This is a genomic window from Virgibacillus dokdonensis (genome assembly GCF_900166595.1).
Taxonomy (GTDB): Bacteria; Bacillota; Bacilli; order Bacillales; family Amphibacillaceae; genus Virgibacillus; species Virgibacillus dokdonensis.
Map to the genome: position 1 here is coordinate 387144 of NZ_LT745763.1, position 12439 is coordinate 399582.

9 protein-coding genes and 1 pseudogene are annotated in these 12439 nt (G+C 37.5%); 9 read left to right on the forward strand and 1 reads right to left on the reverse strand.

Translation table 11 applies throughout. The features are described 5' to 3' along the window. Positions 1–429 precede the first annotated feature (429 nt). The 9 genes and pseudogenes from B2C77_RS03535 to nhaC all read left to right on the forward strand — a co-directional run bounded on the left by B2C77_RS03535 (position 430) and on the right by nhaC (position 10053). Positions 430–927, forward strand: coding sequence for a GNAT family N-acetyltransferase (locus B2C77_RS03535; protein ID WP_077702441.1), 498 nt, complete (start codon positions 430–432; stop codon positions 925–927). A gap of 84 nt (positions 928–1011) precedes the next feature. After that, entirely contained in the window at positions 1012–1383 is a 372-nt protein-coding gene (locus B2C77_RS03540; RefSeq protein WP_077702442.1) for a hypothetical protein, read from the forward strand. A 679-nt stretch (positions 1384–2062) separates the two neighbouring features. Next, positions 2063–3409: an aminotransferase family protein gene (locus B2C77_RS03545; protein WP_077702443.1), complete on the forward strand. Its 1347-nt coding sequence runs from the start codon at positions 2063–2065 to the stop codon at positions 3407–3409. Between the two features lie 490 nt (positions 3410–3899). After that, positions 3900–5309: an APC family permease gene (locus B2C77_RS03550; RefSeq protein ID WP_077702444.1), complete on the forward strand. Its 1410-nt coding sequence runs from the start codon at positions 3900–3902 to the stop codon at positions 5307–5309. 377 nt (positions 5310–5686) lie between these two features. Continuing rightward, positions 5687–5785 (forward strand): annotated as a pseudogene (locus B2C77_RS22305) (GntR family transcriptional regulator); the annotation flags it as partial. After that, the gene (locus B2C77_RS03555; RefSeq protein ID WP_303046192.1) at positions 5759–6256 is read left to right on the forward strand and encodes a GntR family transcriptional regulator; all 498 of its coding nucleotides are present in this window, start codon (positions 5759–5761) and stop codon (positions 6254–6256) included. The pseudogene B2C77_RS22305 and the gene B2C77_RS03555, both read left to right, overlap by 27 nt. Positions 6257–6601: 345 nt before the next feature. Continuing rightward, a complete protein-coding gene (locus tag B2C77_RS03560; RefSeq protein ID WP_367946637.1) occupies positions 6602–7099 on the forward strand; it encodes a thioesterase family protein in 498 nt (165 codons plus the stop codon). Positions 7100–7114: 15 nt separating this feature from the next. Beyond that, positions 7115–8242 carry a Leu/Phe/Val dehydrogenase gene (locus B2C77_RS03565; RefSeq protein ID WP_077702447.1) on the forward strand — a complete coding sequence of 376 codons (1128 nt, stop codon included), beginning with the start codon at positions 7115–7117 and terminating at the stop codon, positions 8240–8242. 389 nt (positions 8243–8631) lie between these two features. Further along, entirely contained in the window at positions 8632–10053 is a 1422-nt protein-coding gene (gene nhaC, locus B2C77_RS03570; protein WP_077706813.1) for a Na+/H+ antiporter NhaC, read from the forward strand. Positions 10054–10755: 702 nt separating this feature from the next. Here nhaC and B2C77_RS03575 read toward each other — a convergent pair. Beyond that, on the reverse strand, positions 10756–12300 hold the full coding sequence (locus B2C77_RS03575; RefSeq protein ID WP_077702448.1) for an ABC-F family ATP-binding cassette domain-containing protein: 1545 nt from the start codon (positions 12298–12300) through the stop codon (positions 10756–10758). Between the last annotated feature and the right edge of the window lie 139 nt (positions 12301–12439).

A 12439-nucleotide genomic window follows, 5' to 3' on the forward strand; every position in this document is an offset into this window, starting at 1 on the left:
TTTTAAAATGCCAATAATTGTAAATTTGCTTAAGTTCATCATTCTTTCGCTTGAGTTTCATGAAAAGTCGTTGAAGTTCACAAGATAGTTACTCGAAGTTCACAATGAAGTCGCTGAAGTTCACAATGATGTACGTTGCTACGTGCCGAATTTAATGAGCTTATAAACATCATTACGCTCGAACCCGAACTAGTATTTTTTATTTGCAAAACATTTTCTCTAAGAGTAACGAGTAGGATTAGACAATTTTTAAAAATGATGGTGCACTTTTGGAATAACGTTTCAGTTGGACCTACCAATTTCTTATACCGTTCTATTGGTTAAGAGGCCTACATTGTATTTCATATGAAACTTATATAGATTTTCAATAAATTAAATGTATGCTATTATTATGAAAAATTATTTTTTATTTAGGAAGGAGCACGTCTATTGGGATTATCAGTAAGAAAGGCGAATACAACAGATATAGACGATATAAAACAAATCTTAATGGAAGCTGCACGTTGGATTGAAAGACAAGGAATTAATCAGTGGGAATTCCTGTTAGCAGACGATCAAGATGAAGAAATAAAAGCAAATATAGAGGAAGGGACAATGTATGTAGCAGAAATGAATCATAAAATTGTTGCTACATTTTACCTTGGTTTTACTCAAACCGAATTTGATATAAAGGTATGGGGAGAAAGAAAGGATAACGCCTGTTATTTACATCGGTTGGCTGTTCATCAAGATTATCGCGGAAAACAAATCGGAAAACAAGTTATAGATTGGATAGTGTCCCATTTAGATAAAGAGACTGTGCTTAGATTGGATTGCGTTGCGGAGAATCCGGGGTTAAATCGGTTCTATCAACAATACGGCTTCAACTTTGTAGGAAAAGAAAAAGAAGGGGAAAAGGAGTTCTCTTTATATGAAAAATTGATATAATATTGGTGTGTAATTTTTAATTCTTCTATTAACAGTTTAATAGGTAGCGTTGTGCCAATTTCTACAAAAACATGGAGGTGTGACATGAACATAAATGCTGTAAATAGGTCATTAATGTTTTGGGATAATGGAATAAAAAATAAAGAAGAGACATTGTATTCGAAAGATGGAAATAATGAAAAAGAGAAAAGGGATGGAAAGGTAGAAGTTGTAACAGTTAACGAACGCACAAAAACGTATTTGGTGTTAGCTGACGGTAAGAGGATTTTAATTGCAGATGAAGTAAGTAAAGATCAGTTGCAACAAAATGTTAGTTCGCAAGAGCAAAAGGAAAGTAACGCTTCTGAAACAATGGAATTTTTAAACCATCTATTGGGGGTAGGGTCTTCAAGTTTCGTAGGCTTCCGGGTCAGTAATCTTCAAGAAGAAAAAAGTTATGGACGAGAAGAGAATTGAAGCCATTGGTTGGTATAGAAAGCTATTTATGGATGTTTGTTTTAAACGTAATAAACTCTTATCAGCACTTGGGTAGTTATGTTTTTGATCAAAGACATCTCTAAAAGACGATATGGGAGTGTACACATGCGATGTGTACGTTTGATTTCTGTGAGAGGCGTGGTCAGTTATTGACGACGCCGACTAGTTTGGGTGCTTATAAATTATCAACAAACTGCCAAGTGACTTACGAGAAATAAAAAATTATCATTGCATCTTGATTGAATTTTCGGTAAAATTAAATTATTAAAATTGAATACTATGTATAAAAGGCTAAATGAAAATTAAGTCAAAAAAGTTGACGAAGCAAAGTAAGACTCTAGACCTTTTGACATGGATAAGCTGCTAAATCTAATCGACTTTACTGTTGAAGTAAAGCGGATCATTAGGTAGAAACCAGTTATAGGGACAAAGTACAATTTCGTACCATTTGTCTTTATGGCTGGTTTTTTTGCACGATAGGGAAGTGAAAATTTGGGCTTTATCGTATAAGTAAAACGACGGCCACTGCCATACAGACTTGGCAATACCCGAGTTTTTCTAATTTTTATTCTCTGTGCATTAGTAAGAAAAGGTATGGAGAAATAGGGCATTCCATATAAATGGAATATACTAAAATATTTTAGAGGGGGAATGAACAATGCGTAGTTTGACCGAGTTGGATAAGAAGCATTTCATCCATCCAACATCATCGATACAAGAGCAACAACAGAAGGGTGCGAAGGTAATAATGAAAGAAGGGGACGGTATTTATTTAACAGATGTTACTGGTAAAACATATATCGATGGTGTTTCTTCTCTATGGAATGTAAATGTCGGACATGGAAGAGTAGAATTGGCAGAAGCTGCTGCTCAACAAATGAAAAAAATGGCATTTAGTTCTGCTTTCTCCACGTTTAGTCATGAGCCAGCAATCAGGCTCGCTGAGAAAATTGCTTCTATAACTCCAGAAGGATTGAATGCGGTGTTTTTCACATCAGGAGGCTCTGAATCAAATGACTCAGCGGTGAAGCTTGTGCGTCATTATTGGAAAATACAAGGAAAACCAAACAAGCGAAAAATTATTTCTCTGAAACGCAGTTATCATGGTGTGGCTGCTGCTTCTACAAGTGTAACGGGAATTCCAGAATTTTGGGGAATGGCTGGTCATATGATGACAGACTTTCTTCATGTCGACACCCATTATAATAATACGACAGAACAAGCCGTTCAGTCACTTTGTCAAGCGATTGAGGAAGCAGGTCCAGAAACAATTGCAGCTTTTTTTGCGGAACCTGTTCAAGGAGCAGGAGGAGTTATTATACCGCCTGAGGACTACTTCCTTAGAATAAGAGAAGTTTGCAATGCTTATGGCATTCTATTTGTAGCAGATGAAGTGATTACGGGTTTTGGAAGAACAGGGAAGATGTTTGGGATCGAGAATTGGGATGTTATTCCGGATGTCATGACTTTTGCTAAAGGAGTGACAAGCGGTTACTTCCCTCTTGGAGGGGTTGTTGTCTCCGATCCCATACATGAAGTGTTAAAGGAAAAATCTGTTGGTACGCTATTTCATGGTTTTACTTATAGTGGACACCCAACTGCTGCCGCGGTCGCATTAAAAAATATATCAATAATAAAAGAAGAACGTTTGGTAGAGAATTCAAAACGAATGGGAGACGCGCTTTTACATGGATTAAAAAAGGTGAAAAATCGTCTGGAAATTGTAGGGGACGTCCGATTTGTTGGATTACTAGGTGCAGTTGAGCTGATGCAAAATCCGGCTACGAATAAGCCCTTTTCCTCCAATCTACAGGTGGCTCCTAAAGTAATAGAAGCGCTACATGAACTTGGGGTTATTTGTCGCAGTGTTACGTATGACCATACGAATATCATTTGCCTTGCCCCTCCGCTAATTATAAATCAGAAGCAGGTGGATAAATTAGTAGAAGCTATCTATGAAGCCATTTTGAAAGTACAGCAACAGCTTGGAATAAAAGCGGAGTAATTTTCCTCTAAATTTTTAATGACAAGGATGGAATACCGAATACTTTTATCCCTCATATAAGGTGCTGTAAGACTCCTGCTTTAAGCTTGGAAGATATAAGTTGAACCATGGGAGATAACAGCACCTAAATCCTATTTTTCATACGAGGTCATCAGGTCAATCCCTTGGGGTACGAAACAATAAGAGGTGAGATAAAAGAAAATCCCCTTTAATTGGAGATTCCCTTTTTTGCCTTCATCCTTGTCATTCTATGTCGGTTCATCTGTTTCATACGATAAATAACTTCTTGTGACAAGACATTAGAATATCCAAAAATTCGTAGATAATATTCGGAAATTTCCCTATTTACAAAACCACATGTAAATTTTTTCGAACACGATAGGTTAAAGCTTATGTAGAAGTAAATGGTGGCTTACGTTATAAAGTTTCGGTGGCGATAAGTCAGCTTTTTCTAATGCTATAGACCTTGAATGAAAGAGGAGGAAGTGTATTGAATGATTCGGATAAGCTTTTAAAGATACTTAGTAATAAAGATGTGCTGGCACTTGCTTTTGGAGCAATGATTGGCTGGGGATGGGTTGTTACCTCGGGACTATGGATTACAGAAGCGGGCTCTTTTGGGGCTATTCTGGCATTTGCAATTGGTGGTTTACTGGTTGTGTTTGTAGGTTTAACATACGCTGAATTAGCTTCTGCTCTTCCACTTGTTGGTGGGGAGCATGTATACACATTTAAAGCAATGGGGAGAGGGGCTTCCTTTGTAGCGACATGGTCAATTATTCTTGGCTATGTATCCGTGGTAGCTTTTGAAGCTGTTGCGTTGCCAACTGTATTTGAATATATGGTGCCTGATTATAGTCAGGGATATTTATATACCATAGCAGGATGGGATGTTACAGTAACCTGGGTAGGGGTCGGCATGATTGGTTCTCTAACAATAGCTTGGATTAACTATCATGGTATTAAGTTAACAACTGTTATTTCTGTAATTTTAACCGCTTTCATTCTTGCGGCAGGAATCATGTTAATTACCGGAAGTACATTTGGTGGAAATATGGACAATATGCAGCCACTCATTAAAGCAGGTACAACGGGTATATTTACTGTAATTATTATGACGCCTTTTATGTTTGTAGGCTTCGATGTAATACCTCAAGCAGCGGAAGAGATTAATTTGCCACAGCGGAAAATTGGTCAACTTCTTATCGTATCGGTTATTTTAGCAGTTATCTGGTATATTGCCATTATTTTTGGAGTATCACGTATTTTAAACCCTGAAGAACTCGCTGCGTCAAATTTAGTAACAGCTGACGCCATGGCAAAAGCGTTTGGAGATAGTAATTTAATGGGGAATGTTCTCGTACTCGGTGGCATTGGAGGTATTTTGACAAGCTGGCTTGGCTTTTATGTGGGAGGGAGTCGAGCCATTTATGCGTTAGCAAATGCTGGAATGCTACCAAAGGCTTTGGGAAAATTACATCCGAAATACAAAACACCTTATCGAGCAATTATATTAATTGCAATACTTTCAACAGCAGCACCATTACTTGGCAGACCCTCCCTTGTCTGGTTAGTTAATTCAGGTGGGTTAGGGCTTGTGGTTGCATGGCTAATGGTGTCCATTTCATTTATTTTGCTAAGAAAAAGAGAGCCACATATGAATCGGCCTTTTAAACTACCTGGTGGAACTTTCATTGGCTGGATTGCTGTACTTATGTCTATTGGTGTGGTTATACTTTATATGCCTGGCATGCCATCTTCTTTAGCATGGCCGTATGAGTGGTTTATTATTGGGGCATGGACCATTTTAGGATGTATTTTGTATACTTATTCAATAAAGAAGTATGGGAAGTCATATGCTAACGAATATATGAAGAAAGAGTTAGATCGGATAGCTTAGTTTACTTTTTACATGATAAGAAGGGCTTACGAGCTAACATGAATAATGAAAGTGCGTTTACAACCTACGAGAATTTCGTAGATAAGTGATTTTGTATATTATAATAAAGTATAGACTTTAGCTGAAAACGAAGGCTGGCGCCAAGTCTCCATGGTGAAAGCCTTCGTTTTGCTCATGTTGTTCATTTTGTAGAAAAATGGAGGTAACAAAATAGCGTAGTTTTGGTACAATGGTTATATTCAGAAATTATAGAAAAAACAAACTAGATAAAGGAACAAGGGGGGACTTACATGCGTATTGTCAAACCAGAATCACTTCATCTACAAACGTATGCTATCTTGAAAGAAGAAATATTAGAATGAGCGTATCGACCAGGGGAGCGTGTTGTGGAAGCCAAAATTGCTAATCAATTAGGAATAAGCAGAGGGCCGGTAAGAGAGGCTTTTCGTATGCTGATTCAAGATGGGTTATTAATCTACAATGATGGTTTTGTAAGGGTTTACCATCCGGCAGTACAGGATGTCATTGATGTATTTCAATGTAGAGAAAGTCTGGAGGCGCTAGCGATTAATCTTGCTATAGAACATATTACATATGAAGATAAACAGAAGTTACAAAACAACCTGGAATTGACGTATGAGGCTTATGAGCAAAAACAAACAATGGAATTGAGCAAATTAGATCAAGCATTTCATGATATTATCATTCAAGCTTCAAAAAATAAACAGCTCATGGAGTTACTTGAAAACATAAGGACAAAAATTCATTATATGCGGATTACAATGATAAAGGGAGAATTCTACCCTTCTTTTGTAAAAGAGCATGAAAAGCTAGTTGGCTTTTTATTAGAAGGTAAGGTGGAAGAAGCGACAAATTCCATGAAGGTGCATATCCAAAAAGGCTTAAGAGGAGTATTGATGTATATTGGTAAAGTTCAGTCCAGATGAGAGAAACAACATCTGGATTTTTATTTTTTAAAAGATAAGAAATCATAAAATGAGGTGCTAATGGACAGTCGCGTCCGGCTCCAGCGCCCAGCAACTAGCCGACTTCACGAAGCAATAAAATATAGTGGGAAGAGTACCTATAGTTTACAGTCCTCTGTTGACTAAGATAATAAATTATATTAAAATATAACAAAATACTTAATATGCTGAAAATTTGGAATCAAAACACTGTCACTTCTAATGAGGTATATAAAATGAATCTGCCATCAGTAGGGGTTACCTTTCTTCCCCCTACTAATTGTTTGTACTTTAGGAAAAGGCCTAAAGACTGCAAAAGATTTGGAAATGAAGTGCTGTTACCTTAACTTATCCAGCTCACTTGTTCCAAATCTTGTAGCGGGAGCCTTGCAGTACTTTATATCTGGGGAAAAAGTGAGGTGTAGTGAAGTGAAAGAAGGTTTGTATATTGGCCAATCGAAGCAGATGACGGTAGAAGTCAAAGAGGAAATGGTAGCCCAATTCAATGGAGAAGTAATTCATCCTGTGTATTCAACAGCCTCTATGGTTTATCACATGGAATGGGTGTCAAGGCAATTACTAATTCCTTATTTAGAACAGGATGAAGAAGGAATGGGCGCTGCAGTAAGCGTTGAGCATATTGCTCCTTCGGGTGTAGGTACTACTATTCATTTAGAGGCTACTGTTATAGAGGTGAGTAAAAGAGAGCTACTGACAAAGGTTTACGTAACAAATGAGCATGGAAGGATTGGCAAAGGAAAGGTAAAACAAGTAGTCTTACCGAAAGAAGTTATTCAAGAAAAAGTGCGTATCGCAACGAAGTGAGAGGGGGATTTAGAATTGAAGCAAGTAGAACAATTGCAAGAGGTAGACCTGTTTCAAAAGATAGCGAATCACGAGCAAGTTGTTTTTTGTAATGATCGTCAGTCTGGGTTAAAAGCAATTATAGCTATACATAATACGACGCTAGGACCTGCTCTAGGCGGCACACGTATGTATCCTTATTCAAGTGTTCAAGAAGCTTTGGAAGATGCCCTTCTTTTATCGGAAGGGATGACAGCGAAATGTGCAATAAGTGACGTAGATTTTGGAGGAGGTAAGGCGGTCATCATTGGTGATCCGAATAAAGATAAATCGCCTGCTATGTTTCGAGCACTCGGTCAGTTTGTAGATTCATTAAATGGCAGATTTATCACCGGAACAGATATGGGAACAAGTATGAACGATTTTATTCATGCAGCCAAGGAAACGAAATTCATTAATGGTATTCCAGAATCATTTGGAGGAAGTGGTGATTCATCCATACCAACTGCCAAAGGCATCCTATATGCTTTAAAAGCGACAAACCAGTTTTTGTTTCATAACGATTCTCTTGATAGGGTGTATGCCATACAAGGTTTGGGAAAGGTTGGAAGAAAAGTTGCTGTACATTTGTTAGAAGCTGGTGCATTTGTATATGTTACGGATGCTAATGAAAGCGTTATCAAAAGTTTTTTAAATGAAGTAAGAGATAAGCAACATTGTATTCAAGTTGTTAGTGCAGAAGAAATATATCGAGTAAATGCTGATATCTTTATGCCGTGTGCGATAGGGGGGATTATTAATGAAGAAACAATTCAATTGCTCAACGTAAAGGCTGTGGTTGGATCAGCTAACAACCAGTTAGCATGTGACAAATATGCAGCGTCTTTGACTGAAAAAGAGATTCTATATGCGCCTGATTATATTGTTAATGCAGGAGGACTTATTCAAATTGCTGATGAGCTATATGGGGTGAATAAAGAACGTGTACTGAAAAAGGTAGCTTCTATATATGATACAATACTTCAATTATTTAAGGATGCCCAAGATGCTAATATTACTACGGTAGAAGCGGCGCGTAGGGAATGCGAGAGAATGTTAGATGAGCAGCAGCACCGAAATAATTTTTATAGTCGTAGCCGAAGACCCAAATGGGATATAAAGTAACATTTCAATTCGTGGATAGTTGTCACTTATCTCTTTATACTATATGGAAATAACTTACATTTTTCACAGGAAAGGGAACTTAGTCGCAGTTGTTCCCACCTAAATTTGTTTAGCGCACATCTTCAAACTTTAAAGCGAGTTACGCACAAGCTTATATGTAAAAAGCAATGGGAGTAAAAATAACACCTAAATCCCAATTTGTTTAAAGGCCTTTAGGTCATACTCTTGGGCTACTAAAAATCAACAAAATTCTTCACTGATTGAGATTCACTTTATTATTTCATAAAGCATGGAGTAAGTTAACGAGGTAAAACGCTGATGGAATATTGGATGCTTTACTTCTTGTTTTTTACTTTCATCAAATTATTATAAGGGAAGGGAACGAAGATATGTACCGTATAAAAGCTGTCCAATCGCCTTCGCTTCGAGAATCTCTATTTGTAACAGTGCTTATTATATGTATCATTAGTTTGAGTATCATTTTTGTAGAGGCAGCACCACATGTTCCGCTAATTATTTCTTTGCTAGTTCTTTGTGTTTATGGGATATTCAAGCGGGTTCCATACAGGCTTTTGGAGCGGGGAATTGCAGAAGGAGCCAAATCTGGAATGGGAGCAGTTTTTATTTTTTTCTTTATTGGAATATTAATTGCTGCCTGGATGGCAGGTGGAACGATTCCGACTATGATGTACGCAGGATTCCAGTTGGTGACACCAAATTTTTACTTTGTCATTGTCTTTATTGTCACTGCTCTTATTGGGCTTGTCGTCGGTAGTTCTTTAACAACGATTGCTACAGTAGGTGTTGCCTTTATTGGTATTTCTGGTGCAGTTGATGCTTCTTTAGCTATTACTGCAGGGGCAATTGTTTCTGGAGCATTTTTTGGAGATAAAATGTCACCATTATCAGATACAACGAATATGGCATCATCCACATTGCAGGTAGATTTATTTGAACATATAAAGAATATGATGGGAACAACGATTCCCGCATTTATCATTACGTTACTTATTTTTTTCTTTATATCGCCTAATCTAATAGATGCCAACTTCGAAAGAATGGCTAATTTCCAAACAGGGTTATTAAAGACTGGTTTAATTCATTGGGAAAACGCTGTGATTCCATTTCTCGTGTTACTCATTTTTTCGATTAAAAAGGTGCCAGCTATTATAACATTGGCAGCGGGGGCCATAACCGCTATAGGTATTATGTATCTTCATCAATCCCTATCTATAGGTCAGCTTTTTGGTACACTTATGGATGGATTTCATTCCGACACAGGGGTTGAGGCTATTGACGCTTTGTTAACGCGCGGTGGAATCAATGGCATGTTATTTACTATTAGTCTTGTGTTACTTGCCCTAAGTATGGGTGGGTTACTGTTTACACTCGGAATAATTCCTCGCTTACTTGTATCCATTGATCATCTTTTAAATAGAGTGTTTTCCGTTGTCTTGGCTTCTGCTACAACGGCAATTGGAATTAATGTTTTAATTGGTGAACAGTATTTATCCATTTTGTTAACGGGTGAGACATACCAACCTCGCTATGCTAAGGTAGGCTTGGAAAACAAAAATTTATCTAGAGTTTCTGAAGATGCTGGAACAGTGATTAACCCCCTCGTACCATGGAGCGTGTGTGGCGTTTTTATTACGTCCGTGTTGGGCGTATCTACTTTGGCTTACTTACCATTTGCATTTTTCTGTTTACTTTCTCCGTTATTAACGATTTTATATGGATTTACCGGTTGGACATTAACCTATACGAAGCAAAATAAAAATTTCACCAATGAAGCCATAGTAGGAGAGTAGAGGGGAATTTCTATTTTTTACACTAGGTTTTATAGTAGATGGAAAACGAGGGCTTTTTCCATAAAGAAGTGGCGATAAGTCTTCATTTTTCTAAAAAATAATGTCGTATTTCCTGGGAAATATTTTGTAGAATAATAAGTTTTTTTACACTGTAAGAAATTGTAAAAGTTTAAAGGTTTATAGTAGAAGAAAAACAAAGGCTTCTCGCCATAAGACTTGGCGAGAAGCCAAGTTTTTCTAAAATAATAAGAAAGTATAAAATTTGTTGCTTTTGGATACCGATTTAACGTAATAGCCACGTCCAGCTCCATTGCTCAGCAACTAGGCGACTTCACTCCAATGCCCTAAGCTAAGTCATCATCGGTTCGTGCCTCACCGTGATTCCTTTATCTCATTTGTTCGTTCCACTCGTTACGTTGCTAAACGGGCGCTTGCGCCTTTGTTCAATATAAGGTGCTACAAGGCGCCCACTTCCAGTATTGGAAATTAAATTCGTCAACTAACTGCGCGTCTACAGCACCTAGATACTATTTTGTTGAAGAGCTATAGGTTATACACTTGAGCTAAGGAAAGGTAAAAATTGAAAGTATTCCCATCGTAAAAACTGCAGCGTGTGCAAAACGAGGTAATTAGTCAAGTTTTTATGGATGGTGTAGCAAGCACCCCATGGACGCTCGTTACACCAATTGTCATGTAAAGATATTATTTCCAATCTTCCATGTTCCAAATGTTAGTGATCCAATTTTCATAAAATTCCCGTTCATGGGAAACAAGTATTAATGTTCCGGTATATTGTTGTAAAGCTCCCATAAGAGCGTCTTTTGTCGCAACATCTAAGTGGTTGGTCGGTTCATCTAAAATTAGCACATTGCTTTTAGCAAGCATTAGCTTGCATAACCTTACTTTTGATTGTTCTCCACCGCTAAGAGAGTGCAGCTTTTGAAAAATATGTTCTGAGCGAAGTCCGCAACGCGCTAACGTTTTTCTTATTTCTTTTTGGGTCAAATCAGGATACGCGTTCCAGACTTCTTCTAAGGCCGTATGTTTTCCGACCGCTGGCATCTCTTGTTCAAAATAAGCTGGTCGTACGCGATCGCCAATGCTTACATTTCCATTTAGGGGTTGTAGCTTTCCTAGTAATGTCTTTAAAGTGGTCGTTTTTCCTATTCCATTATGACCTGTTAAGGCGATTTTTTCACCACGTTGTAATTTTACATTTACATCAGAAAACAAGGCTGTTTCATAACCGATAGTTAAGTCTTTTGTTTCCAGTACGATGTTTGCCGGTTGTGCTGAAACGGAAAAGTTGAAAATAGGTTTTGGGTTATGGCTTGGCTTTTCCACACGTTCCATTTTGTTTAACTTCTTTTCTCTACTTTTCGCTTGTTTGGCGGTAGAGGCACGCGCTTTGTTTTTTTGAATATAGGTTTCTAATTTGCTAATTTCTTCTTGTTGTTTTTGATATTCAAGATAAATTTGTCTTCTCCGTAGTTCATATGCTTGAAGAAATTGCTCATAATTTCCCGGATATCTTGTTAATTGCTTGTGCTCAAGGTGGTAAATACATTGCACGACTTTGTTCATAAAACCTGTGTCATGTGTAATGAGAATAAAAGCATGCGGATACGTTTGTAAATAGGATGTGAGCCATGCAATATGAGCAGTATCTAAGTAGTTTGTCGGCTCATCTAATAATAAAATATCAGGCTCTTCTAGCAGTAACTTGCCCAACAATAGTTTTGTTCGTTGTCCGCCACTTAATTGACTTACGTCTGTTTCTAGCCCAAGTTGTGAAATTCCAAGTCCTGCCGCTACTTCTTCTATTTTAGCGGGAATTTGATAGAAGTCATGTTGATCTAATTTTGCTTGAAGTTTGCTATAGTGATGCAATAATTCATCTAGGTTTTCTGGTTTGGCAGAAGCCATCTTCCCTGTAATAGCTAGCATTTCTTCTTCGGCTAAAAATAAATCTTGAAAAGCTGTTTGTAAAAACTGTCTGATTGATTGACCGCTATTTAGATGGATATGCTGTTCTAAGCTTCCAACATGGGCTTTAGGGTGCCATTGTACAGTTCCTTCATCTGGGATTATATATGCAGTAAGAATATGAAACAGGGTTGATTTCCCAGCTCCGTTAGGTCCAACAAGCCCAATATGCTCTCCTTTTAGTAATCGAAAAGATATATCTTTTAATACGGTTTTGTCACCATAACTATGGGTTAGGTTTTGCACGTCTAATAAACTCATGATCATTTCTCCTTTTTGCTAATAGTTATCAAATAAATTGCTTGCAAGTACAAGGAGATAATACGCGAACGAAATGGATGATAAGAAGCTCCATTAGAGCACGTGCTTATGCTATTTATAGCATATAAAAAAGCAGAGC

Bases quoted from the DNA above. Each gene is read 5' to 3' on its own strand.
- B2C77_RS03560 (WP_367946637.1), top strand. From the start codon at position 6,602: ATGAAGTGCTGTTACCTTAACTTATCCAGCTCACTTGTTCCAAATCTT.
- B2C77_RS03540 (WP_077702442.1), top strand. From the start codon at position 1,012: ATGAACATAAATGCTGTAAATAGGTCATTAATGTTTTGGGATAATGGA.
- B2C77_RS03555 (WP_303046192.1), top strand. From the start codon at position 5,759: ATGCTGATTCAAGATGGGTTATTAATCTACAATGATGGTTTTGTAAGG.
- B2C77_RS03545 (WP_077702443.1), top strand. From the start codon at position 2,063: ATGCGTAGTTTGACCGAGTTGGATAAGAAGCATTTCATCCATCCAACA.
- nhaC (WP_077706813.1), top strand. From the start codon at position 8,632: ATGTACCGTATAAAAGCTGTCCAATCGCCTTCGCTTCGAGAATCTCTA.
- B2C77_RS03575 (WP_077702448.1), bottom strand. From the start codon at position 12,300: ATGAGTTTATTAGACGTGCAAAACCTAACCCATAGTTATGGTGACAAA.